The organism is Novosphingobium sp. BL-S-19, assembly GCF_055521675.1.
Window position 1 is genome coordinate 677,287 of sequence record NZ_CM145497.1, and the last position, 22,906, is coordinate 700,192.

Below are 22,906 nucleotides of genomic sequence, written 5' to 3' on the forward strand. Positions count from 1 at the left end.
CCATGCGCTTCAAACGCAGCGTCCAGCTCTATGGGCGGACCCCGCTTCCCGAAACGCCCTTCCGGCGGGCCGCGCAGCTTTGGGACGAACGGATTGGCTCCGCCCGTGTCCAGGCCCGGAACTGGCGGATCATGGCCTTCGGTTGCTTCGGCCTTTCCTGTGGGATGGCGGCAGGCCTCATCTGGCAGTCGCTCCAGAGCAGGGTGGTGCCTTATGTCGTCGCGGTGGATAGGCTTGGTGAGCCCCACGCTGTCAGTAAAGCCGAGGCTGGTTATCAGCCGACCGATCCGCAGATAGCCTGGGCCTTGTCCAAGTTCATCGGACATGTGCGCGGGCTCTCGCTCGATCCGGTGATCATGCGCGATGGCTGGCTTGAAGCCTATGACTTCTCGACCCAGCGCGGCAGTCGGTTCCTCAGCGAATACGCGAGGGGCTCAGGCGCGCTAACGGGGCTCGGCGAGCGGACAGTCTCGGTCCAGGTCACCAGCGTGGTTCGGGCCTCGGACAAGAGCTTCCAGGTCAAATGGATCGAGAACGCGTTCGAGCGCGGCAGCGCGGCCGGCACCAGCCACTGGACCGCGATCCTGACCATCGTCCAGCAGGCACCGCGCGACAGCGAGACCCTGCGGAAGAACCCGCTCGGTATCTATGTCGATGCCATCGACTGGAGCCGGGAGCTCGATGTGCCTGGTCCTGGCGCCGCAGCGACACCGGCAAGCTCTGTCCGAGAGGAGGCTGCTGCCGCCCCATCCGTTCTTGCCGATCCCAATCCCAATCCGGAACAAGTCAAGGAGGTACTGCCATGAAGACTTCGCTACTGGCTGCGGCTGCCTTTGCCGTGGGCGTCCATCCGGCGGACTTGCCGGCGCGGGCGAAAGCGCCGACGAGTGCCATGAGCCGCTTCAGCGCCGAACCGTCGCCAACTGCCTGGGTCAATGCCCGCCAAGTCTACCTCTGGTCCGACGGCACCGTGTACCATGCCTATACGCAGCCCGGTATGATCACCGACATCGCGTTGCAGGCGGGCGAGGGGCTGATCGCGGTCGCCGCCGGCGACACTGCGCGCTGGGTGATCGGCGATACCTCCAGCGGAAGCGGCGAGGACAAGCGCACGCATGTCCTGGTGAAACCGTTCAGCACGGGCCTCGCGACCAACATCGTCATCACCACCGATCGGCGCACCTACCATTTGCTGCTGACTAGCCGCCCGAGCGCGGGCATGTCCGCGCTCTCGTGGAATTACCCGCTCGATGAACTGGTTGCCGTGAAGGCTGCGCAAGCCGCATCCGAGGCGGCGAAGCCGGTTGCCGCGGGGCTTGGCGTTGAGCAGCTCTACTTCGGCTACGTGATCACCGGCGATGCGCCGACCTGGGGGCCAATCAGGGCTTTCGATGATGGTCGGCAGACCTTCATTGAGTTTCCGTCGTCAATCGGTGTCGACGAAGCTCCGCCGCTGTTCCTGATTGCCGCCGACGGTACGGCCGAACTGGTCAACTACCGCATGAAGGGACGCTTTTATGTGGTGGATCGCATCTTCAACGTCGCCGAGCTTCGGCTTGGAACGAAGAAGCAACAGATAGTGCGCATCACTCGAGGCGGCGAAGGGAGGGCGAGGCGATGAGCGAGGAAATGGAAGCAGGCGATGCCGTACAGGTTCCGCGTTCCGTAGCGATCTCGCAGGAGGTGCAAGCCGAGCCGGGTGAAGTTCCGACGTCGGCGCCGAAAGTCGATCCCGAGACGCTGGCAGTACGCGCCCGCACGCCGCGTGTTACCCGCTTCCGCAAGGAAGTGATCATCGGCGGGAGCGTTCTGGCTGCGATCGCAATTGTCGGGGTGGCGTGGATTGCGTTGAAGCCCAGGATCATGGGGCAAGCCGTGGCGGACAACATGATGTCACAGCCGGATCGGAAGCCTCCGGACGACACGCTGGCCGGGCTCCCCAAAAGCTATGGGGATGTGCCGAAGCTTGGTCCGCCGCTTCCGGGCGATTTGGGGCGGCCGATCCTGAAGGCACAGCAACGCCAATTGGCGGGCGCTGGTATGGCGCCGATTGCCGCTTCACGCGTCGACGAAGCTCAGCAACGACAGGCTGCAGAGCTCAAGGCAGCGAGGCAATCATCGCTGCTCATTCAGGGCGCGCGCACAGCCACCGGCACACAAGGTTTGGCCGCTGCAACTGCGCCGGAGACGTCGATCGGTCCGGGGCTGGCAGCGAATGGCGATGCATCGGGTTCGGCGGCGGACCGCAAAACCCAATTCGCGGAGAAGCTCGACGAGCGTGGCGATGTGAACCCGCACAGTCTGGCGGTTCCAGCTTCGCCCTACATGCTGATGGCGGGCAGTGTTATCGCGGCCAGTCTCATCACGGGCGTGAATTCTGATGTGCCAGGCATGGTTGTTGCGCAAGTCACGCAGAACGTCTTCGACAGCGCGAGCGGTCAGACCTTGCTCATTCCGCAGGGTGCAAGGCTGATCGGCAAGTACGACAGTGTCGTGGCCTATGGGCAGAGCCGGGCACTTGTCATCTGGCAGCGCCTGGTAATGCCCGATGGCAAGTCAGTTCGGCTCGATAACATGCCGGCGGCTGATCCATCGGGCTACTCGGGCCTGTCGGACCGGGTGAACTACCATACGGGACGACTGCTCAAGGGCGTCGCGATCGCTACGCTTCTTGGCATTGGCACGGAACTTTCGATAACCGGCGAGAGCGATCTGGTTCAGGCGATCCGGGAGTCAGCACAGACCAGCGTTTCTCGCGCGGGGGATCAGATCACCCAGCGCAATCTCGATGTCCCGCCGACCATCGATATCCGGCCGGGCGCGCCGGTGCGACTTGTGGTGCGGCAGGATTTGGTGCTGGCGCCTGGGAATGGAGAGGGACCGCAATGAACACCGTCAAGCTGCCGAAACTGCCGGACACGACGCCGGTTAAACTGACGATCTACCTGGTTCCGGACCTTCTCGTGAGGCTCAATGAATATGCTGCGGCCTATGAGGAAAGCTACAAGCAAAAGGTTGTAACGTCAGAACTCATTCCAGCGATGCTGGATGCATACCTCCAGAGCGATCGCAACTTCTCAAAGCGAAAGAAATGATCATGATTGATCGGCGAACTCAATCGAAGATCGTGGCAACGCCCCATCCCGAGCTGGTCACCGTTCGAGAATTTGCTGACATCGCTCGATTGTCTCGGCGGCAAATTGACCGGTTGCGTGCACGGCGGCCGACCGGATTTCCTACAGAATATGAATTGGCAAGCACTCCAAGCAAGTATCGCCGGTCTCCACGTTTCAAGCGGTCAGATGTTCTCGCCTGGATCGAAACGCGAGCACTATGGTGACAATCTAAGCAACTCCGTATGGAGTTGTTACGATTTAGGCGACTGCTAGGCGCTTCCGGGGGGGGCAGTTGGCTGGAGCGGACGATCGTTCAGGCTTTAGCGCGCTTGCTTTGGGAGCAGGATGTCGAGGCGGCTGCGTTGGACGATCCGGTTATTCCGCTTCCGGGACGGCAGCTGGCAGGAGCGGACGTTCGTTCAGGCTTTAGCGCGCTCGCTTTGGAGCAGGGTGTCGCGTCGGCCATCATTTCGCGTGATCGGCAGTCGCCGTTGACTGTAAGGTCTGAAATCTCGGGCTGCGCCTATCACGTGGAGATCGCCCGAAGATGGCATTCGCCAAAATCGCCTCGGTGGCCGGAAGCGACTTTAATCCGAGGTGTCGCAGAGTGCTAAGTATTAAGATTTACCATGCAATTAAGATATTCGTGAGGCATCGGCTGGCGCTTTTTTAGATACTATTATTCCGTCACTTCCGTTGATCTCAATTGGGGTGGCAAACGTCCTCGGCGTCCGGCCGTCTTGGCTCCGGAGCCGTTAAGCTTTGGGTTATGTATTTGATGGCAATCGTTCCTGCGAGTTCCGCTGGCTAGCCTCCACAAGGCGCCGGAAGTTTCGGGTCATGGTAGCCTCCACCTCGGCAGAGCCGCAACCCCAGAGCTCAGCCACGGCCTGGTAAACTCGCCCTTGATCGCCAGGCTCGCGGACTATTCCGTTATGCATTGCAAAAGGGCCGTCCGTCTCCGGAAGGATGCGGTCCCGCGGCATGGCGGAAACTGCCTCGCGTCCAGATTTGCTCAAGAGCATAGACGACCCTACAGAAAACCAACACCCAAGGCGCGATGCTCTCTCAATTGTCATTTGTCCTGTAGAGAACCAGTGAAGCACAAATCGTCCGGCGCGCGGCTCAAACTCGAGCATATCTAGCAACATCTCGGAGGCGCCTCGGCTGTGAAGAGATATGGTGCGTCCCCCTGATGCAGCGCACAAGTCAAGTATCTCGTGGAGCACCTCCGCCTGAATATTTAGCGTGCTCTTATGCGGTTTAGAGCCATCCAGGCCGACTTCGCCGACGTAGTCCACTTTTGGAAGAAGCTCTTTGAAGAGAACCAGTTCGTGACGGCGGAGAGCTGCGAGCTCAGGATGAAGACCGAGAGCGGTTCGGATTCTGCTACCGGGTCTCGCAAGCGCGGCAGTCCCGACGAAGGCTGTGGGAGTTGTGGTAACAGAGAGTACGTAAACGCCTTCGTCGTCCGCCTTTTGCGCCGTCGCGGCTGGGTCGGGGTAGAGATCAAGGTGACAGTGGAAGTCGATCAGAGCCATTTGATCGTTTTGAACAGTTCTCCGAGTTCCGCCAACCCCCTACCTACGGCATCAATAGTCGCATCCCGAGTCTGCTTGTCCGCCGGCAACGGCCCCGCTTTTCGGATCCAACGCGCGAGATCGTCGCGTGAGGCACGGTTGAACTGGGCGACCGCCTGCCTCGCCGCGAGCACATCGTCGTTTCGCGAGGCGAGGGCGAGATCGTTCAGATAGTTGGTATCATCTTGGACACCTGCAAAAACGAACGAGGCTCTGCGAATTAGGCAGGGCACGCATCGACCACATTGGCCGTTCAGTCGCTTTCCCTTTCCGCATGAGTACGATGCACTTGCCAGTCGGGAGAGGTTTGTATGGTTCGCACTTGCTAGCATCTCGCCTTTAGTCAAGTGAAAGAATGGATTTTGGAGCGTTACTTCGACGCCAGCATCAGCCCAAATGCTATTCAACTCTGCAATCAAATGTGGGTGTGTTGTGCGCGTGCTAAGTGAACCCATTCGGCGCCGAGTGAACGGTGGATTAATCGCGATGAGGGCGTTTTCCGGTACCAAGAGCTCCCGCAAGTTAGCAGCGGTTGCAGCGACAACGCCGTAGCCAAAGAACAAGATAGAACGGGCTCGCGTGGACCCTTCATAAGGCTGGCGCCAACGTTCGGACACTCGCCCCTCAAATCGATGATGGGTAAGGCCTAGCTCCTGCGCAAGTGTAACCTGAGGATGGATTTCTTTTGGCGATCCCTGGCTGACAAGAAAGGGCTTACGCCTGCCGGTGTTTAGCCATAGCGCACCCAGAAAACTGTCCAATCCCCCCGAGAAAAGCGACACCACATGCCGATCGTGCTGCTTTGGCGTCACATTAGGAACAGGGCAGCCGCCGTCAGTGAACGACACATGCCAGATGTCGCCAGTTAGGAATCGCAGGACGGTGGATATGCGTAGCGCGAGCGGGTGCCACGGCGCCGGGTCCACTAAAGCGACCTTTAGACCAATTACGCGGGTCCAGCTGTTTGCTGAGCTCGCCCTAACGACGAAGCGATCGGCGGCGAATGCACTGAGAGCAATCGCGAGGAAATCCCAAGCAGCAGTGCTTGGCCGGCCAAGAAGCCCTCGCTCCATTAGGCGCGGGAGCTGCGCGCCCAAGCCGGGGAGCGCCGGCGTTCCCATGCCGAAAAGTGTGACGCCTATAGCGTCCGGTCCCAGATGTGCCGCGGCGGCTACTGCAGGGTCCGGCGTTGCGTGCACCGTCAGGTTTACCATTGTGCCATCTCCCCTTCCACGGCGGCGGTGATTTGTGAAATAATCCCGCTCAGGCGTTCTGTATTCAGCGCAGCGCCAGCATGTTGGATGATGGGAGTAGCGATCTGATCAGAAACTTCCCTCACAAGATCACGCAGCCCGTTCTCCCGTTGTATCGCGAGATCCGGCGACACGTTGTTTGCCGCCTGCCCTTGCTCTATGGCCATTGCGGCAAACACGATCTCCGCGACGAAGCAAGATGTTGCCACGACAACTACGCGGTCCGTAATCTTCGCGATCTCAAAGGTTTCGTCGCCACCGAGGGCCTCGAAGAGGGCATCTCCTACTGCCGCCCGGATCACGTCCTCATCTAATATCCCTGGCGGGCAAAACCGGTCGACTATCTCACCTATCGCTTCTTCCAAGGGCCGTCCGGTAAGTGTGCCAAGGTCAAAGCCGTGGATAACGACCGACTCGCCGCCGGCATTCGCTACGGCCGCCAGCGCCGCGATTGCTCCGGCGCCGGTTCGAGCCGCGCGGGCGTGACGAGTCGCACCGCGGCCGCTTCCGATAGCGCGCGCATACCGGCCGAGGGCCTGCCGGCCGCTCGCGCGGTCGCCGGTGCTGAGATAGTCGCGCATGGCGCGTTTCATCGGCCCAAACGGCGAAGGCGGCAGAACCGGCCCAATCGCACGCGGATACTCAGGCGGGCCTTCGTTGTCCTGTCCGTCCTGGTCGTCCTGACCATCAGGTTCATGGTTTGGTGGGACCGGATCTTGATCCGCCCAGCTGGGCACGAGAGGTGAGCCGCCGCGCGTTCCCGGCTTCGATTGCGAAGTACCCATTAGCCCTCTCCGAGATACTTTTTCTGCCGCAGTGCATAACGTAGCCCGGTGTGGATTTCGGTCGATGCGATGTCGGTTACGAGTGCCTGGAGCACGCGGCGCGCCTCTGCGGAAGCGTCACCAAGAAGAAGGGCGCCGTGAACGCCGCCAAGCTTCGTTGTCCAGTCGCCTTCTCTCAGGCGTGAGACAATGCCCTGCATGACAGCGACACGCTCGTCATTACCGAGGCTGCCTATTATCCTTGTAGCGGTTGGTGAGTTGAGGCTAGTGACACCAAGCAGGCCATTGACCGCTTGTGCAACTGCGTCTGTTTTGTTCCGGCGATGCGAAGGGGCCATTACGTCTCGACTAAGGAACAGCGCTGGATGTAGAAGGTCTGGATCCCTGAAGCGTGGTTCTAAGGAACGCCACTGTTCTATGAATGCCTCGTGCGCCTTCCAAGAGGTGGGGGACTGCGGGCGTTGGAACCCTTCGTCGAATTCCTCGCTGGCGGCGATGAGACGTTCGGCGTCCGTACCTCCGGCCATGACCATGGAGTACAGCGCCTGTGTGGCCTCCGCATCCGTGCCCCTCTCGAAGATTGCAAGTTTGGCAAGCGTAGCCAAATCAACATTCATTTTTCGGGACTGAGCGAGTGCCCTGCGCATCACTACAGCGTTTAGCAAGCGCTTGATGATGCGGGGATTACCCTCGATGCGAGGCGCGGTCGCAAGGATCCCTGCCAGGCGATCCGCAGTTCCGAGCATTTCAAGGAGACCAACGGGCTTGCCTGCAATCTCCTCGATTTCGTTGGCGGCGAAGGTTTCGCCCTTCCAGCCGCGTTGAAGCGCTGTCAGCAGGCGCTCTTGGACCCGCGACAGCGCATCCGGCGCAATCTGCTGGACGAAGAGCGAGTACATGTAGGCGCGCACATCTTCGACACCCACACGGGGCACGTGGAACGGGACCTGAATGACCTTATCCAGATAGTCTCGGACATGGGGGCCGTTTGGGTCGTGAAAGTGCTTGGCGACTGAATGCCGGATCATGTCTTCGTCAGCCGCGACGACGAACGCGGTCCGCGGCATGAACAGGAAGAGGCGGACTGCCTCTAGCGTGCCGATGGCCACATCCGGCAGGCATCGGTCGAGATTGTCGATAAAAAGGACGAGCGTCCGGTCGAGTTTTTCTAGAATTTCCGCGAACTCTTTGCGGAATGCTTCGATTTCTTTCGGGGGCGTCTTGGCCTTCTCCGGCTTGATGAGCTTGGACCAGCCCTCCGCAGCCTCTTTTCCGATCTCCTTCAACTCGTCCGCGTTGCCCGGCTTCGCATGACCGGACACGATTGACGATATGGCATTTCCGGCTTTGGTCAGGAGGCCTGGCGGGACGCCGAATGCCATGCCGACCCCGAAATCGGCGACCATGCCAATGGCACGGAAGTAGTTCACGCGAGCGGCAAAGGCCTTAACTTTATCCAGCAAGTCTTTGTCTTGCGCTGCGGCCGTGAGAAGTCGATCAGCAACGACCTCCATCAAGGCAGCCTTGGCATCGTCGAAGCCCTGATAAAGCCACGCGTCGAACTCTATGACCAGGGGCGGAGCGTCTTCTATTTCGAGCCTTGCCTTAACGAGCTTTAGGACAGTCGATTTGCCTGTGCCCCAGGTTCCAAATACGCCTATTGATACTGGAAGCATGTCACGACGTGAAGTTAACGTCGCGACCTGGTCAGCAATCTCTGTGAAATTCAGGAAATCCTCATTGCTTTCGCGGTCACTCCACATTGTTGCTTCTCAGATTCGACAGCATTCCGCCCCCTAAGTCTCAATTTCGGGTTGTTCATAGGGGGGGGGCGCCCCGGCAATGCGTGATAACGATCACACTCAGGAGGTTGGACAAAAAAGCCCATCGCGGAGGCGTTCGTCGTTGAATTCAAGACATTGTTGTCCATTCGGCTTCTGAATTTCCAGGCGGATTCCTTGACGCGATAATTGCGAAGTGATGTGTCCCGTATTCACGCTAACTATCAACAGCGCCGGATTTATCGGAAGCATGAAACTTGGAGAGCCTCCTTGACGGAGCCCTCGTTTTAAGAATACCGCTCTGTTCACTGAATGCCTGATGCTGGCGGTTCCGGCCCAGCTTGCCGCCGGCGAATGGCAGCATTTCAATATTTTAATGTGAAAGGGCCGTTCCGGAGCCGTCAACTTTACGGACATTTCAAATGAGACGCGCTTTCGATCTTCACTCAGTAGGTGTCATGCATAGCACAGCGCGGCTTTTTGATAGCAGACGTCGCACTTGCCGATTATGGGGCAGTGAGTTTCGTAGGAGAGCTTATGAATGACCGGGTTGCTGCGAGGGTTCTCGTCAAAGGTGGGGAGCTTTTGCTCGGTCCGAGTGACCGTGAGTGCACTCTTTCTGTTCAGGACTTGTCATTTGTGATCGCCTTTGCGCCAGCTGAAGGCGAACCAAAAATATCGTGGCAGCAGAGCGGTCCGACTGGGCTCAGCCTGCTTGTCCGCGGCGACACCACCTCGGCTCTCGGCACAATGTTCTGGCTCAATAACGTCGGAACCCTGAACGGACAAACCCTCAATCTAACGCTGCTAGTTCGCGGCATCGGTCAGGATCTGAACTTTCACGGCAAGTCCGTAGCTTTTAACTTCACCTTGGGGGCAAACGGATGATGGCCGCTAATACCGCTCACTCTCCTAGTGATATGGATGTTCAGATCATACAGGGTGAGGCTCCAACAATTTACATCTATCGAGTTGATGCGGGTGAGTTGGAGCGCCTGACAAATGCCTCGAACCCGATACCTCTGGCAATATGCGGTATAGGCATCGGCGCCTTCTTTAGCTTGCTGCCAACCGTCGTGGGCGGCCTTGGCAATTTGGGAACTACGTCTTTCGGAAAGTCAGACCTAGCTTATACAATTGCAATTGTTATTGCCCTCCTTGTTGGTGTGATTGCGGGGACAATTGCGCTCAAAAATGACAGCGTCGTTAAGGCAGTTCTAGCGGATATCAAGCGTCGCGCCACCTGACAAAATCCTAACTTTCACATCCGAGAAGACACATTCTCGGGGATTCGTTCGACGGGCGTAGTCCTTCGCATCTGCTTTCTGAGCCACGAGACACGCTCTGACTATCAGTTTGGAAACAGCGGGCCGAAAATCTCGCGCCATTTCTGATTGCGGGACCAAGTCATGTTCTTGTCATCGTAGTTGATGGCCTCCAAGGCCAGCCCGTGCGCTTTCCTCGCCTTTGCCTCGAATGGCCCTTTACGAAATACGGTGGAGCCACTGCCAGGCGCACGCCAAGTCAGTTGGGCGGTGTTCTGACCAGCCAGATACGCGAAGAAATCTCTCGCCATAAAGTCGTGATAGAGAAAGGATTTATCGCGATGCTGCCACGTTGCGATAAACTGATAGGCGAGCGTGTCGATGAGCATTCCGCTCATGGCCACAGAGTGTCTATCTCGCCATACGCGCATCATGCGACAGAGGTATTTCAGGTTCCGGTTGGTCTCCGCGCTGCGCTTCTCGACTGCCCCTATCTCGGCGCGCGGGTTGCAAACCTTCCAGCTTCCGCCTCCATTGGCGTTAGGGTACGTCCAACTGGTCGCATTTTTGTTCTCGAAGGCTGGCAATACCTCAAACGTTACGCCGTCGTCGAAGCGGATCACAACGACCTGTCCATCGCCGAAGCTATCGGTTGTCCGGTAGGTTTTCTGAATAGATTTCTTCACCGCTTGGAGAAGCGCGGATTGTCCGTTGCCGACATAGGCATTGTACTGGTGGTACACCGCGTTCGGCAGTACGAAACCGATGTCCAAATCGCTGAGGCCATGTGCTGCGGTGTCACGCCCATAGGATCCCACGTAGAGGCTGTGGGCGGTATCCGAGGTGGTGCTCCAGAAATCTGAGTTGAGCTGCTTCGTGATCCGCCTGTACCGGTACGAGATGCTTGTCATCTTCTCGAAGCTGATATTGTAACCGTCCTTGAATGTCGCGAAGGCGTCGCCGATTCCCATGTCGGTTCCTATCAGTCTATATTTACTACAAACGGGCCGCTGCTGGCGACGCAGTAGCCGTTCTTGACGACGAAGCATTCGATGCTGTGAGCACCGGGATATTTTGTGGTTTCCGTGCGGACGAGCCAGCCACGAGAGATCGTGGCCTCCTCGAAATTGCCCCTAAGGTCTTTGGCCTCGGCCGCGGCGGAGCCGGTGTTCACGATCTGCCAAAAGACGTTGTAGGGGGTGGGCACATCGGTCACCGCTTCGAACCGGATCGATCCACCTCGAGGTAATGCCTCGCCGTCGGATGCGATGTGAGCATCGCGGAACCCGTCGCGACTGAAGACGGCGGAGCGAACGGCGACCTGTCCGGTCTTGACGATTGGCCAGGAGGCGGGACGCTTATGAGGGGCGTCCAATATACGCCGAAGCGAGCGGCTCATGCGTGAAATGGTGCTCGCGCGATCTGTCATCTGCCGTCCGGACCGGTTTATAGCCGCATCCATGAGTTCGCGGCCGAGGCGTGGCGAGAGGAGTTCGACGATCGCCTGGGGGTCATTCTCCTCGGCCGCCCGCCGGAAATCGGTGCGAGCGGTCTCCAGCCAGTCGTCGAACGCCGCCTTTCGATCCGGTACGTCATTCCAGGAATCTGCGAAGTTCTCGCGCGGGTCGGATGGGTTGGCGATCCACCACAGGCCGTTGCGATTTTCGACGAATGCCTCCATCCGGCTCAGGATACTCAGTAGCGCTCCGGAGATGTCCGCTTCCTGCTGATAAGCGTGCGCAGCCAGTGTCGTGATGACGATTGACGATGGACGCTTTATCTTTTCCTCGGAGAAGCGCACGTCGCGATGCCGCTTGAGGATTTGGATGGCGCTCTGCAGCGGCGTCTTGACCATGAAATGCGGGATCTCGGCGACCTCGGCCCTCATGTCGGAAAGAGCGATCCCCTTGCGTAGCGTCTCGAACACAGCCTTCATGCGTTCGTAGAACCAGTCCGCGTAGCCATTTGGGTTGCTAGCCGGCCAGTCATCCGAGATCCGATCGAAGTTCCTGTGCTTGGAGTCGGTGATCGCCACGGCCTTCTCGACGAAGTCCATCGAGATGGTTTGGTCGAGCCGCAACTGGCGCTGCGTCTGTGAGTCCGGCAGGCATGGCAGAACGTCCATGTGAAAGCGTGCCTCATCCGCATAATTGAGTGTCCAGACCCGGTCCCATGGCGAGGGGGCATCCATGCCGTGCTCCCTGGCGTAATCGACGAGTTCATGACCTAGGTCGGCGTGCAGAGCTTTCTGAGTCTTGTGCGCCTTCGAAACGGCGAATTCACAGACCACGTCTAGATCATAATGTTCGTCGGCACCTATGGGACGGATCGCCGTGCCCAGGCGGAAGGAGCCTTGCACATAAACGTCGGTGTGGATTTCGCAGAACCGCGAATGCTCGCGCTCCAGCCAGCGGGCCAGAGACTTGTAACTACGGTCGGTGGATTCGTAACGGCTGATCGGAACTTCGAGGCTTTTAGCAAGATCCTCGATCAGTGCTTCCGCGATGCGTGTGGCCACGGGCGTCAACTACCCTTCTTCAGCCCAGCGGGAACGAATGCGTCGATCTCCGCGTCGGAGAAGGTATAGTCCTGATACTTCTTGAGGGCCGTCTGTGCGGCGGAATAGGCCTTTCCGTTCGTCTGCGGCGCGCCCTTATAGATTGCCGCGAGCTCTGCCTGAAGGTCGTCGCGCCGCTTCGCGCCCTCGTCGTCGGTGATCCGCTTCATACGCAAATCGGTGAGCAGAGAGAGATAGGATTCCCGGATTGGCCAGATGCTCGCCGCCGCGTCTCGGTGCTTCTGCGCCGTTCCGCCCGGATCGAAGCTCTTCATGTAGATCGATATCCAAGCGCTCGCGATCGCAGAGAGGGCAGCGACGACTTTCAGCGCGCAGCCGGGGAGAAAGACCGCCAACGAAGCTCCGGCTGCACTGATGACCGAGGTGGCGATCTGCGCCATTTTGTACCAGCGAAGCGTGTCGGCGCATCGGTCGGCCATTTTCTCATGAGTTTTGTGCGTGTAGACGCACCGACCGAAACATTCTCGAACCTGATCCTCGAGTACGGTGAAATCAACCATGGAACCCCCTCAATCCAGAGGTTTCTAGCTAACCGGATGCCGTTCGTCTCGCGAAATCTGTTCACTTTCTGATCACGGCAAAATTTGTCATCCGCCCTGGGCGGCAACTCCTTCCGTGCCTCTGTACGGCAGCTTGTCTCCGCTGGTTCCTCGAGAGCGGTCGGAGCACTAAGTCTAACATGACTGCCGTTCAAGCTTGCGTGCAACTCGCTGAACGGAGGGCAGCTTCCAAGGTGCCCTGATGGGGCACTGAACGGCGGCTCTGTCGGCGATTTTGGATGGGGAATACAGGGCAGGCGGCGGCAGCGACGCGCTGCATTCCGGACGCCCAAAGGCCGAATTGCCGATCCGGAATCCAGACAGTCATCTGTGGATGGCTCCCGCGTTGCAAGTGTAAAGTGATGATCTGGCCTTTGGTCGGGCGCAGTCGTCTGTCCGGCCGGTTGATGCAGTCGGTGTAGACTGCTGGCCCTGATGGTGTCCGCAAACAAGGTCCGATCGGCTTTGCAGGCTATGACGCCTATGACTGTCCTTGGGTTGTCCTTGCTTCCGGTCCGACCGGTTTTGCCATCACATCCTTCGCTCTCACAACCTCGTAAAGCTGATCTTCTCAGCCAAGCTCCTGATCTATGCTGCCGCCAGCATAGGCGCATGCCCGCGTTCGAAGACGCCGCTACGCGCCATGACCGCCCATGCAATCCGCGCCATCTTGTTAGCGATGGCGACTGAGGCGACGCGCGCAGGCTTTCTGGCGAGCAGAGCGACAAAGCGCGGATCGACCGTGCCGGGTTTCTCCTTGGCGTATCGGACCAGCGCGGTTGCGCCGACGACAAGGAGCTGCCGGAGATATCTGTCGCCCATCTTGGTAATGCGCCCTAAGCGGTCCTTGCCGCCACTCGAGCTCTGCCGCGGGGTCAGTCCTAGCCAAGCAGCGAACTGACGTCCTGACGAGAACTGGCTTGGATCGGTCACCGACGCGGAGAGCGCGGTCGTGCCGATCGGCCCGATACCAGGGATCGTGGCCAGACGCCGGGCCCGCTCGTCGCTCCGCTGCAGAGCGACGAGACGCAGGTCGAGCTTGCGCAACTGGGCGTGAAGCTGAAGAAGCTGCTCTGCCAGCATGGCGACGACGTTCGTCGCCTCGGCCGGCAGATCGAGTTCGGCCTCACCGTCAACGATCTCCCGCGCCATCTGCAGTGCCTTCACGATCCCGACCGGGATGGCGATACCCTGCTCGGCGAGCACGCTGCGCATCATGTTGACGAGCTGTGTGCGCTGTTTAATCAACAGGCTGCGCACACGGTGTAGCGACAACGCCGCCTGCTGTTCGCGTGACTTGATAGGCACGAAGCGCATCGTCTGACGTGTGACCGCTTCGCAGATCGCTTCGGCGTCGGCAGCATCGTTCTTACCGCGTTTCATATATGGCTTTACGTAAGCTGCCGGCATCAGCCGCACCTCATGCCCCAGCCTGGTCAATTCGCGCGCCCAATGATGCGATGTCCCACAGGCCTCGGCGCCCACCAGGCACGGCGGAAGCTTCTTAAAGAACGGCAGCATCTGCGATCGCCGCAGCGCCTTGCGAAGTAGAACCTCACCGGTCGCGCTGATACCGTGAACCTGAAAAACGTTCTTGGCCAAATCCAGGCCGATCGTGATAATCTCCATGGCGGGTGGCTCCTTGCTGGGGTTGCATTGACAGCAAACCCATCTTGGCACTCAGATGCCGTGAGCGGGAGCCATCCACCTCATCCGCTTGGAACGAAGCAGCCTAACGAAAGGTCGCAATGGCGAAATGGCTGGCTGGTCCTGAATGGCTTCGATGTCGGCGATCGAGGCCTGTGATCCACAGCCAGAATTGCGCAACAGAGGGGGTACGCGAGTTCGGCACTGTTATCGGCGGTGCGTAGTGAAGATGGCTACATATTGGGATAGTTCGGACCGCCGCCGCCTTCGGGCGTGACCCATTCGATATTCTGAGTCGGGTCCTTGATGTCGCAGGTCTTGCAGTGGACGCAGTTCTGCGCGTTGATCTGCAGTTTCATGCCTGAACCGTCCGGATCGACGAATTCGTAGACGCCCGCCGGGCAATAGCGCGCCTCTGGCCCGGCATAGACCGGCAGGTTGATCGCGGTCGGAACCGTGGGGTCTTTCAGCTTCAGGTGGACCGGCTGGTCTTCCTCGTGATTGGTGAACGAGTAGGACACGCTGGTCAGACGGTCGAAGCTGATCACGCCGTCCGGCTTGGGATAGGCGATCGGCTTATAGAGATCGGCGCGCTGCGTGCACGAGGCATCGGTGTGATGCTTCATCGGCTTGGCCAGGCCGAAGCCGAACAGCGTGCGCAGCCACATGTCGGCTCCCGCCAGGATCGTGCCCAGCTCGCCGCCCCACTTCGCCACCATCGGCTCGGCATTCTGGACGAGCTTCAGTTCCTTGGCGATCCAGCTTTCGCGCACGGCCGTGTCGTATTCGGTCAGCGCATCCTGCTCACGGCCAGCCTTGATCGCCGCGGCAATCGCCTCGGCCGCCAGCATGCCGCTCTTCATCGCGGTATGCGTGCCCTTGATGCGCGGCACGTTGACGAAACCGGCCGAGCAACCCGCCAGCACGCCGCCCGGGAAGGCCAACTGCGGCACCGACTGCCAGCCACCCTCGTTGATCGCGCGCGCACCGTAGGCGACGCGCTTGCCGCCTTCCAGAATCGCACGGATTTCCGGGTGCTGCTTCCAGCGCTGGAATTCTTCGAACGGATAGACGTAGGGATTCTTGTAATCGAGCGCGGTAACGAAGCCGAGCGCGACCTGATTGTTCGCCTGATGATAGAGGAAACCGCCACCCCAGGCATTGTTCTCGCTGAGCGGCCAGCCCTGCGTGTGGATCACGCGGCCGGGAACGTGCTTGGCGGGATCGATGTCCCACAGTTCCTTGATGCCCAGGCCGTAGATCTGCGGCTGGCAATTCGCCTCAAGGTCGTACTTTTCCTTGAGCCGCTTGGTCAGGTGGCCGCGCGCGCCTTCGCAGAACACGGTGTACTTGCCCAGCAGGTTCATGCCCGGCTGGAAGTCACCCTTCGGATTGCCTTCACGGTCGACCCCCATGTCGCCGGTCTGCACCCCGATGACGGCACCGTTGTCGTCGTAGAGGATCTCGGCCGCCGGGAAGCCCGGGAAAATCTCGATCTCCAGCGCCTCGGCCTGTTCGGCCAGCCAGCGGCAGAGGTTGCCCAGCGATCCGGTGTAGTTGCCGTCGTTCGACATGAAAGGCGGCTGGATGAAGTGCGGCAGCGCGAACTTCTTCTTCTTGGTCAGGTGCCAGTGCAGATTGTCCGTCACCGGCGTTTCGGCCAGCGGGCAACCGTCTTCGCGCCAGGTGGGCAGCAGTTCGTCGAGCGCCTTGGGATCGATAGTCGCACCCGAAAGGATGTGCGCGCCAATCTCCGAGCCCTTTTCCAGCACGCAAACAGCCAGTTCGGGATCGACCTGCTTGAGCCGGATCGCCGTGGACAGGCCGGCAGGCCCACCGCCGACGATCACCACGTCGTAAGGCATCTCTTCACGTTCAATCATGCTGCTGTGCCTCGAAAAGGGATCGGAGCAATATAGCTCAGAGCTTGCCGGTCAGTTCCGGCACGGCGCTGAACAGATCCGCCACGAGGCCGACATCGGCGACCTGGAAAATCGGCGCGTCCTCGTCCTTGTTGATGGCGATGATGGTCTTGGAGTCCTTCATGCCCGCAAGGTGCTGGATCGCGCCCGAGATGCCGACCGCGATGTAGACTTCGGGAGCCACGATCTTGCCGGTCTGGCCGACCTGGTAGTCGTTGGGCACGTAGCCCGCGTCGACAGCCGCGCGCGAGGCACCGACGGCGGCGCCGAGCTTGTCGGCAAGCGGCATGATGACCTGTTCGAAGGTTTCCGAATCCTTCAGCGCGCGGCCGCCCGAGACGATGACCTTGGCGCTGGTCAGTTCCGGACGTTCCGACTTGGCGAGTTCGGCGCCCACGAAGCTGGAGAGGCCCGCGTCACCGGCACCGGCGACGTCTTCGATCGCAGCCGAACCACCCTCGGCAGCGGCCTTTTCGAAGGCCGTGCCGCGCACGGTGATCACCAGCTTGGCATCGCTCGATTCGACGGTGGCGATGGCGTTGCCGGCGTAGATCGGACGGGTGAAGGTCTTCTCACCCTCAACCGAGAGGATGTCCGACAGCTGCATCACGTCGAGCAGCGCGGCCACGCGCGGGGCGACGTTCTTGCCGGTGGTGGTGGCGGGCGCCAGGAACGCGTCGTGGTGGCCCATCAGTTCCACGATCAGCGGCGCGACATTTTCGGCCAGCGCGTGTTCGTAGGCGGCGTTGTCGGCCACGTGGACCTTGGCGACACCGGCGATCTTCGCGGCGGCTTCGGCGGCGGCGCGGCAGCCTGACCCTGCGACCAGCAGGTGAACTTCACCCAGCTTGGCGGCAGCGGTGACGGTGTGGAGCGTTGCGTCCTTGACCGACGCGTTGTCGTGTTCGACCCAAACGAGCGTCTTCATCGTTCTAAATCCTTCCCGGGCTGTGCCCTCAGGCTACACCCAGTTCCTTGAGCTTGACGACGAGCGCATCGACGTCGGCAACCTTGACGCCTGCGACACGGACCGGCGGTTCAGAGACCTTGAGGGTCTTGAGGCGCGGGGCGATGTCGACGCCGTAATCGGCGGCGGTCTTCACATCGAGTTGCTTCTTCTTCGCCTTCATGATGTTCGGCAGCGAAGCGTAGCGCGGCTCGTTGAGGCGCAGGTCGGTGGTGACGATCGCGGGCAGGGCCAGCTTCACGGTCTCCAGACCGCCATCGACTTCGCGGGTCACGGCAACGTGGTCGCCCCCCACATCACCGCCCAACTCGACCTTGCTGGCGAAAGTGCCCTGCGGGCGGCCCAGCAGCGCGGCGAGCATCTGGCCGGTCTGGTTCGAATCGTCGTCGATCGCCTGCTTGCCCAAGATCACGAGGCCGGGATTCTCTTCGGCGACTACGCCCGCGAGGATCTTGGCGACGGCCAGCGGTTCAACCTCTGCGTCGGTCTCGATCAGGATCGCGCGGTCGGCGCCCATGGCGAGTGCGGTGCGCAGCGTGTCCTGCGCCTTGGCCGAGCCGACCGAGACGGCGACGATCTCTTCAGCCTTGCCCGCTTCCTTGATGCGGATAGCTTCTTCGACCGCGATCTCGTCGAACGGGTTCATGCTCATCTTGACGTTGGCCAGGTCAACACCCGTGCCATCCGCCTTCACGCGCGGCTTTACGTTATAGTCGATCACCCGCTTTACGGGCACGAGGATCTTCATCTCTCCACTCCTTGTATAATGGTTGGACCATTAATGTTTTGTATCTGTCTGTCAACCAAGTGGTCCGGGCATTGCGCAATTGGCGATGATCGGAGTACGCTTATTCATCGCCGAAGAGAGAAGAGCAGTGGCCACAGCAAGTACCGAAAAGCCTGCGTTCGCGCCGATCAAAACGCAGCGCGCGTTCGAAGTGATCTGCGAGCAGATACGTGGCCAGCTTGCGGCCGGAACGCTTAAGGCGGGAGACAAGCTCCCCTCCGAGCGTGAATTGGCAGCCCAATTCCAGGTCAGCCGAGGTGCCCTGCGTGAGGCTCTGCGCAGTTTGGAAGTTGCAGGGATTATTCGCAACCTCAAAGGCGTGAAGGGCGGGGCAGTTATCCAGTCGGCCGAACCTGACCGAATTGTCCAGGCCATGCAGGATTACGTCCACTTGGGCGATATCTCACTCGATGAGTTGACCGAGGCGCGCATCGCCATCCAGGATATCGTCGTGCGCCTTGCCTGCGAGCGGGGAACCGAGGAGCATTTTGCCGAACTGGAAGCGATCGCGGAGCGTACGCGAGAGGAAACCTCGGTGGAGGCGCGCTACGAATGTGCTGCTGCCTATTACGACGTGCTTGCCCGCGCGACGGGCAATCGCATGTTCGGAATCTTCGTCGATTCCCTTTCCGGCATCCTTCACGAATTCGTGCGCGGGCCCGGTTACGAAACCTTGCAGGAAACCCTGATCGAATCCCGCTTCAAGCTGATCCGCTTCCTGCGGGCTCGCGATGCCGAAGCTGCGGCGGAGGAAATGCGCAAGCATCTGGAGCGCGTCTATCGACACGTTCGCAAGAACATCAAGGCGCAGGGGAGCGCTCCGCGAAAGCGCGCCAAAGGCGCGTCATCCAGCGAATGATTGACCCCGTCTCGACTCCAGTGCAAAAGGTAGGACCATTAAATATTATGTCCTATTGGAGTGGCGAGGATGGATCGAAACCCGAAGCAGGAGGGTGGCGACGCGCTTGCGGGCGTGCGTGTACTGGATTTCACATCGGTTATGGCAGGGCCGTTCGCCACGCGGATGCTGGCTGATCTGGGCGCGGATGTGCTCAAGATCGAGTCGCTGGAAGGCGATCAGGTGCGCGCAAGGCCGCCGTTGCGCGAAGGTCGTTCTGCCTATTTTGGCCATCTCAATGCCGGCAAGCGCAGTCTGGCGTGTAATCTCAAATCGCCCGAAATCCGTGATCTCATCCACCGTCTGGCGGCAGATTACGACGTGGTGGTCGAGAATTTCCGGCCCGGCGTGATGAAGCGGTTCGGGCTCGATTACGAGACACTCGCGCAGATCAATCCACGCCTGATCTATTGCTCGATCTCCGGGTATGGCCAGCAGGGCCCCAAGGCGAACTTTCCGGCCTATGCGCCGGTGATTCACGCGGCCAGCGGCTTCGACATGGTCAATCTGCACTATCAGGACGATGCCAACCGGCCCGCCACATCGGGCATTTTCGTGGCTGACGTTTTGGGCGGAACGCATGCGTTCGGCGCGATACAGACAGCGCTCTATCAACGCGAACGCGCCGGTGTGGGCCAGTACATCGACCTTTCGATGCTGGAAGCAATGGTGGGCATGCTCGTATTCGAGACGCAGGAAGCGCAATTTCCGGGCGGTCCCAGACGACCGCTCTACACGCCGCTCAGAACGCAAGATGGTTTCGTTATGGTGGCGCCGACCAGCCCCAAGAACTTCGAGCAATTGACCGAGGCGGTGGGCCACCCGGAATGGCGCGAAGATCCGCGCTTCCTGACCAATGCCGATCGCAATGCGAACTGGACAACCATGCTTTCGCTCGTGGAGGAATGGACCACCGGGCGCTCGTCGGCGGAGGCCGAGGACGTTCTCTCGCGCCACGGAGTTCCTTGCGGGCGATATCGCGAGATGGACGAAGTTCTTGCCGATCCTCAACTTGCTGCGCGCGGTGCCATGTCGAGGGTTGAAGATGCGGCCGGTAGCTACCTCGTTCCCAATCCGCCCTTCACTATGAGTGCAAGCCGGGCGCAGGCGCGTTCACTGGTTTCCGGATTGGGGGAGCACGGCGAAGCGGTGCTATGTGGGGAGCTTGGGTTGGACCAACAGGCGATTGCCGCTTTGCGCGCCAACGGCCAGATCATTTAGGACGAGATGGAGGAAGGGCAGGGACCGGTTCCCTGCCCTTTGACTTGTCAGCGAAGCAGTTCCTTCGCGATGGTATTGCGCTGAATTTCCGAAGAACCCTCGTAGATCCGCGTAATGCGAATGTCGCGGTAGAGGCGCTCCACCGCGAAGCCGCGGCAGTAGCCGGTGCCGCCGAAGATCTGGACGGCCGTATCGACCGTGCGGCTGCCCGCCTCGGTCGCGAACAGCTTGGCCATCGAGGCGAGTTCACGGCGCTTGTCGCCCTGGTCATAGCGCCAAGCGGCATCGAGCAGGATCAGCCGCGCGGCGCGCATGTCGGTCGCCATGGTCGCGATGTAGTGGCGGATCGCCTGGAAGTCCGAGATCACGCCGCCAAAGGCAGGGCGCTGCTTCGATTCCTCGATGGCGAGTTGGAGCGCGAATTCGCCCATGCCCACCGCCGTCGCGCCGACGTTCATGCGGCCTTCGTTGAGACCTTCCAGCGCATAGCGGAAGCCCTGGCCCTCTTCGCCGAGCAAGGCATCGGCGGGGACCTGGCAATTGTCGAAGCTCAGTTCGAACACGCCCGGCGTGGCCGTGCCCATCAGTTCGATCGTGCCGGTTACCGAGAACCCCGGCGTATCGGCGGGCATGAGAAAGGCCGAGATACCGCCGCGCGAACCTGCCGACTTGTCGGTATAGGCATAGACGATGACGTACTTGGCCTTCTTCCCGTTTGAAATGAAAGTCTTGCTGCCGTTGATCACCCAACCGTCGGCGTTGCGGACGGCGGTCGTTCGCATGGAGCCCGGGTCGGAGCCGGAGTTCGGCTCGGTCAGCGCAAAGGCGATGCCGATTTCGCCGGTGGCCATGCCGGGCAGGAGGTGTTCGCGCTGGGCTTCACTGGCGTGATAGATGATGTTCTTGGCGCCTGGGCCCATCAGCGGGCGCAATTCGGTCCAGAACTGGGGAGGCAGGTGCGCCAACTCGATCTGCACTGCCGCTTGCGCCAGTGCGCCAAGGCCGAGACCGCCGTATTCTTCCGGCAGGGCCATGCCGAAATAGCCATTATCGATCAGCGTCTGGCGCACGATCGGCGGAACTTCGCCGGTCTCCACGAACTGCTGTTCCAGCGGCAACAGGTCGCGAACGATGTCGCGGGTAACGTCACAGATGTTCCGGACGTCTTCGGGAAGTTCGAAATCCACGGAAAGCCTCTCCTCTTGGCATGAACGGGCAATACCCATCGCGAGTCATTGACCTAATGGTCGTACCATTCAATATATAGGCCGTCCATGCGATTTTTCCTGGCTTGGAGCCGGGGCCCCCATGGCGTAGACCAAGGAAGTCCATGACGACCGATCCGTTCGACCTGAACCTGCGGCATCTGCGAGCCCTTCTCGCGATCCGCGAACACGGCAGCATCACCGCTGCGGCCGATGTCGTCAGCCTTTCACAACCGGCGTTGACTCAGGGCCTTGCCAAGTTGGAGCAGCAGTTCGGGTACACGCTGTTCGAGCGCCGCTCGGGAGGCATGGTCGTGACGCCGATGGGCGAGATCGTTATCGAGCGTGCCACTTTGGCGCTCGATCACCTTTCTACGGCGGCCAAGGGGCTTTCTGCGGTTTTCGCGCATCCCGAACGGCTGATGACGATGACTCAGCTGCGCGCTTTCATGGCCCTAGCCGAAGCGGGGAGTTTTTCCGCGGCCGCACAGACCACCGGCCTGTCGCAGACGGCCGTGCATCGCGCGGTCGGCGATCTGGAGCATATGATCGGCGGCAAGCTGCTTGAACGCAGGGGGCGGGTGGTCTGGCTCAATCCGGCGGGAAAGAAGCTGGCGCGCGGAGCCCGTCTTGCCAGTGCCGAAATTGCCGCCGCCATTGCCGACCTGGGGCTGGACAGCCGCAGCGGCAGCGAATTGATCGCATTCGGCGCGCTGCCGCTGGCGCGGCCCTATCTCGCCCCGGCCGCCATGGCCGGGCTCGCCCGCGAAGAACCGCGCGCGGCGTTCAAGGTGCTGGAAGGCAGTTGGCGCGAACTGGTGGAGCCGCTGCGCGACGGCGTGATCGACATGGTCGTGGGGGCGCTGCGGCCTTACGAGATTGCCGACCTTTACCAGATGCCGCTGGTGGAAGATCGCCTGGTGATTGCGGCCGGAAGCCAGCACCCGCTCGCGGGCGTGGAGCGGCCGACGATGGAGCAGCTTTCGGCGTTTCCGTGGATCGTGGCACCGGCCAATTCCCCGCTGCGTGAGCAGTGGCAGGAACTGTTCGAGGGAAGGGCGCTGCCGCCCACTCCCATCGAATGCGGTTCGGTGATGATCATCGGCCGCCTGCTGACCGACGGCGATTTCCTGACGCTGCTCTCTCCCGATCAGGTTGCGCTGCAGATCCGCAGCGGGCTTCTGACGCAGATCGGCGCACCGCTCGAACACAGTCGCCGCGTTGTCGGCATTACCACCCGGCGCAGTTGGCGGCCCACCGCGATTCAGCGGCGTTTCCTGGAATTGCTCAAGGAAAGCGCCGCACAGATCCGATCCGACTTCACCCAGCCCGACTTGCGCGCATCGGGCTGGGTCTGACCGG

The 22,906-nt window shown here is 60.4% G+C and carries 21 protein-coding genes; 9 read left to right on the forward strand and 12 right to left on the reverse strand.

Annotated elements, in window-relative coordinates; translation table 11 throughout:
- Window positions 1-2 precede the first annotated feature (2 nt).
- Genes trbF through ACZ1JV_RS03030 form a run of 4 tightly spaced genes read left to right on the forward strand, consistent with a single transcriptional unit; the run spans window position 3 to window position 3,095 of the window.
- Window positions 3-806: a conjugal transfer protein TrbF gene (gene trbF / locus ACZ1JV_RS03015; RefSeq protein ID WP_465149510.1), complete on the forward strand. Its 804-nt coding sequence runs from the start codon at window positions 3-5 to the stop codon at window positions 804-806.
- Window positions 803-1,621, forward strand: a complete 819-nt coding sequence (gene trbG / locus ACZ1JV_RS03020; RefSeq protein WP_465138138.1) for a P-type conjugative transfer protein TrbG — start codon at window positions 803-805, stop codon at window positions 1,619-1,621. The genes trbF and trbG overlap by 4 nt, the downstream gene beginning before the upstream one ends.
- Entirely contained in the window at window positions 1,618-2,889 is a 1,272-nt protein-coding gene (locus tag ACZ1JV_RS03025) for a TraB/TrbI/VirB10 family type IV secretion system protein (protein ID WP_465149511.1), read from the forward strand. The genes trbG and ACZ1JV_RS03025 overlap by 4 nt, the downstream gene beginning before the upstream one ends.
- A complete protein-coding gene (locus ACZ1JV_RS03030; RefSeq protein WP_465149512.1) occupies window positions 2,886-3,095 on the forward strand; it encodes a DUF2274 domain-containing protein in 210 nt (69 codons plus the stop codon). Before ACZ1JV_RS03025 ends, ACZ1JV_RS03030 begins: the two co-directional genes overlap by 4 nt.
- A 788-nt stretch (window positions 3,096-3,883) precedes the next feature.
- On the opposite strand, the gene qatD is transcribed toward ACZ1JV_RS03030, so the two are convergent.
- The 4 genes from qatD to ACZ1JV_RS03050 are packed head-to-tail and all read right to left on the reverse strand — an operon-like array spanning window position 3,884 to window position 8,497.
- Window positions 3,884-4,657 carry a Qat anti-phage system TatD family nuclease QatD gene (gene qatD / locus ACZ1JV_RS03035; protein WP_207905100.1) on the reverse strand — a complete coding sequence of 258 codons (774 nt, stop codon included), beginning with the start codon at window positions 4,655-4,657 and terminating at the stop codon, window positions 3,884-3,886.
- Complete coding sequence (gene qatC / locus ACZ1JV_RS03040) at window positions 4,648-5,910, reverse strand: Qat anti-phage system QueC-like protein QatC (RefSeq protein WP_465149513.1); 1,263 nt, start codon at window positions 5,908-5,910, stop codon at window positions 4,648-4,650. The genes qatD and qatC overlap by 10 nt, the downstream gene beginning before the upstream one ends.
- Complete coding sequence (locus ACZ1JV_RS03045) at window positions 5,904-6,734, reverse strand: hypothetical protein (protein WP_132392835.1); 831 nt, start codon at window positions 6,732-6,734, stop codon at window positions 5,904-5,906. Before ACZ1JV_RS03045 ends, qatC begins: the two co-directional genes overlap by 7 nt.
- Window positions 6,734-8,497, reverse strand: coding sequence for a KAP family P-loop NTPase fold protein (locus ACZ1JV_RS03050; RefSeq protein WP_465149514.1), 1,764 nt, complete (start codon window positions 8,495-8,497; stop codon window positions 6,734-6,736). The genes ACZ1JV_RS03045 and ACZ1JV_RS03050 overlap by 1 nt, the downstream gene beginning before the upstream one ends.
- 555 nt (window positions 8,498-9,052) lie before the next feature.
- Between ACZ1JV_RS03050 and ACZ1JV_RS03055 the strand changes: the two genes are divergently transcribed.
- Both ACZ1JV_RS03055 and ACZ1JV_RS03060 read left to right on the forward strand, forming a co-directional pair.
- Complete coding sequence (locus tag ACZ1JV_RS03055) at window positions 9,053-9,403, forward strand: hypothetical protein (protein WP_465149515.1); 351 nt, start codon at window positions 9,053-9,055, stop codon at window positions 9,401-9,403.
- Window positions 9,400-9,762 carry a hypothetical protein gene (locus ACZ1JV_RS03060; protein ID WP_465149516.1) on the forward strand — a complete coding sequence of 121 codons (363 nt, stop codon included), beginning with the start codon at window positions 9,400-9,402 and terminating at the stop codon, window positions 9,760-9,762. The genes ACZ1JV_RS03055 and ACZ1JV_RS03060 overlap by 4 nt, the downstream gene beginning before the upstream one ends.
- Before the next feature lie 104 nt (window positions 9,763-9,866).
- Here the strand turns inward: ACZ1JV_RS03060 and ACZ1JV_RS03065 are convergent, their stop codons facing one another.
- From ACZ1JV_RS03065 to ACZ1JV_RS03095, 7 genes are all read right to left on the reverse strand, one after another.
- Window positions 9,867-10,751, reverse strand: coding sequence for an SMODS domain-containing nucleotidyltransferase (locus ACZ1JV_RS03065; protein WP_465149517.1), 885 nt, complete (start codon window positions 10,749-10,751; stop codon window positions 9,867-9,869).
- 11 nt (window positions 10,752-10,762) lie between these two features.
- Window positions 10,763-12,298: a nucleotide-binding domain-containing protein gene (locus tag ACZ1JV_RS03070; protein WP_465149518.1), complete on the reverse strand. Its 1,536-nt coding sequence runs from the start codon at window positions 12,296-12,298 to the stop codon at window positions 10,763-10,765.
- Window positions 12,299-12,303: 5 nt separating this feature from the next.
- Window positions 12,304-12,858 carry an SLATT domain-containing protein gene (locus tag ACZ1JV_RS03075; RefSeq protein WP_465149519.1) on the reverse strand — a complete coding sequence of 185 codons (555 nt, stop codon included), beginning with the start codon at window positions 12,856-12,858 and terminating at the stop codon, window positions 12,304-12,306.
- Window positions 12,859-13,485: 627 nt separating this feature from the next.
- Window positions 13,486-14,526 carry an IS110 family RNA-guided transposase gene (locus ACZ1JV_RS03080; RefSeq protein ID WP_465149520.1) on the reverse strand — a complete coding sequence of 347 codons (1,041 nt, stop codon included), beginning with the start codon at window positions 14,524-14,526 and terminating at the stop codon, window positions 13,486-13,488.
- 251 nt (window positions 14,527-14,777) lie between these two features.
- On the reverse strand, window positions 14,778-16,427 hold the full coding sequence (locus ACZ1JV_RS03085) for an electron transfer flavoprotein-ubiquinone oxidoreductase (protein WP_465149521.1): 1,650 nt from the start codon (window positions 16,425-16,427) through the stop codon (window positions 14,778-14,780).
- A gap of 37 nt (window positions 16,428-16,464) precedes the next feature.
- Window positions 16,465-17,394, reverse strand: coding sequence for an electron transfer flavoprotein subunit alpha/FixB family protein (locus ACZ1JV_RS03090; protein WP_465149522.1), 930 nt, complete (start codon window positions 17,392-17,394; stop codon window positions 16,465-16,467).
- A gap of 28 nt (window positions 17,395-17,422) precedes the next feature.
- On the reverse strand, window positions 17,423-18,181 hold the full coding sequence (locus tag ACZ1JV_RS03095) for an electron transfer flavoprotein subunit beta/FixA family protein (RefSeq protein ID WP_465149523.1): 759 nt from the start codon (window positions 18,179-18,181) through the stop codon (window positions 17,423-17,425).
- Window positions 18,182-18,266: 85 nt separating this feature from the next.
- Here ACZ1JV_RS03095 and ACZ1JV_RS03100 point away from each other — a divergent pair, with 85 nt between their 5' ends.
- On the forward strand, window positions 18,267-19,079 hold the full coding sequence (locus tag ACZ1JV_RS03100; protein WP_465149767.1) for a FadR/GntR family transcriptional regulator: 813 nt from the start codon (window positions 18,267-18,269) through the stop codon (window positions 19,077-19,079).
- A gap of 69 nt (window positions 19,080-19,148) precedes the next feature.
- A complete protein-coding gene (locus tag ACZ1JV_RS03105) occupies window positions 19,149-20,339 on the forward strand; it encodes a CaiB/BaiF CoA transferase family protein (protein ID WP_465149524.1) in 1,191 nt (396 codons plus the stop codon).
- 47 nt (window positions 20,340-20,386) lie between these two features.
- On the opposite strand, the gene ACZ1JV_RS03110 is transcribed toward ACZ1JV_RS03105, so the two are convergent.
- A complete protein-coding gene (locus ACZ1JV_RS03110; RefSeq protein ID WP_465149525.1) occupies window positions 20,387-21,526 on the reverse strand; it encodes an acyl-CoA dehydrogenase family protein in 1,140 nt (379 codons plus the stop codon).
- A 143-nt stretch (window positions 21,527-21,669) separates the two neighbouring features.
- Between ACZ1JV_RS03110 and ACZ1JV_RS03115 the strand changes: the two genes are divergently transcribed.
- Window positions 21,670-22,902: a LysR family transcriptional regulator gene (locus ACZ1JV_RS03115; protein ID WP_395397922.1), complete on the forward strand. Its 1,233-nt coding sequence runs from the start codon at window positions 21,670-21,672 to the stop codon at window positions 22,900-22,902.
- Window positions 22,903-22,906: the final 4 nt, after the last annotated feature.

Coding starts and splice junctions, on each gene's coding strand:
- trbF (WP_465149510.1), top strand. CDS start 3: ATGCGCTTCAAACGCAGCGTCCAGCTCTATGGGCGGACCCCGCTTCCC.
- trbG (WP_465138138.1), top strand. CDS start 803: ATGAAGACTTCGCTACTGGCTGCGGCTGCCTTTGCCGTGGGCGTCCAT.
- ACZ1JV_RS03025 (WP_465149511.1), top strand. CDS start 1,618: ATGAGCGAGGAAATGGAAGCAGGCGATGCCGTACAGGTTCCGCGTTCC.
- ACZ1JV_RS03030 (WP_465149512.1), top strand. CDS start 2,886: ATGAACACCGTCAAGCTGCCGAAACTGCCGGACACGACGCCGGTTAAA.
- qatD (WP_207905100.1), bottom strand. CDS start 4,657: ATGGCTCTGATCGACTTCCACTGTCACCTTGATCTCTACCCCGACCCA.
- qatC (WP_465149513.1), bottom strand. CDS start 5,910: ATGGTAAACCTGACGGTGCACGCAACGCCGGACCCTGCAGTAGCCGCC.
- ACZ1JV_RS03045 (WP_132392835.1), bottom strand. CDS start 6,734: ATGGGTACTTCGCAATCGAAGCCGGGAACGCGCGGCGGCTCACCTCTC.
- ACZ1JV_RS03050 (WP_465149514.1), bottom strand. CDS start 8,497: ATGTGGAGTGACCGCGAAAGCAATGAGGATTTCCTGAATTTCACAGAG.
- ACZ1JV_RS03055 (WP_465149515.1), top strand. CDS start 9,053: ATGAATGACCGGGTTGCTGCGAGGGTTCTCGTCAAAGGTGGGGAGCTT.
- ACZ1JV_RS03060 (WP_465149516.1), top strand. CDS start 9,400: ATGATGGCCGCTAATACCGCTCACTCTCCTAGTGATATGGATGTTCAG.
- ACZ1JV_RS03065 (WP_465149517.1), bottom strand. CDS start 10,751: ATGGGAATCGGCGACGCCTTCGCGACATTCAAGGACGGTTACAATATC.
- ACZ1JV_RS03075 (WP_465149519.1), bottom strand. CDS start 12,858: ATGGTTGATTTCACCGTACTCGAGGATCAGGTTCGAGAATGTTTCGGT.
- ACZ1JV_RS03080 (WP_465149520.1), bottom strand. CDS start 14,526: ATGGAGATTATCACGATCGGCCTGGATTTGGCCAAGAACGTTTTTCAG.
- ACZ1JV_RS03085 (WP_465149521.1), bottom strand. CDS start 16,427: ATGATTGAACGTGAAGAGATGCCTTACGACGTGGTGATCGTCGGCGGT.
- ACZ1JV_RS03090 (WP_465149522.1), bottom strand. CDS start 17,394: ATGAAGACGCTCGTTTGGGTCGAACACGACAACGCGTCGGTCAAGGAC.
- ACZ1JV_RS03095 (WP_465149523.1), bottom strand. CDS start 18,181: ATGAAGATCCTCGTGCCCGTAAAGCGGGTGATCGACTATAACGTAAAG.
- ACZ1JV_RS03100 (WP_465149767.1), top strand. CDS start 18,267: ATGATCGGAGTACGCTTATTCATCGCCGAAGAGAGAAGAGCAGTGGCC.
- ACZ1JV_RS03105 (WP_465149524.1), top strand. CDS start 19,149: ATGGATCGAAACCCGAAGCAGGAGGGTGGCGACGCGCTTGCGGGCGTG.
- ACZ1JV_RS03115 (WP_395397922.1), top strand. CDS start 21,670: ATGACGACCGATCCGTTCGACCTGAACCTGCGGCATCTGCGAGCCCTT.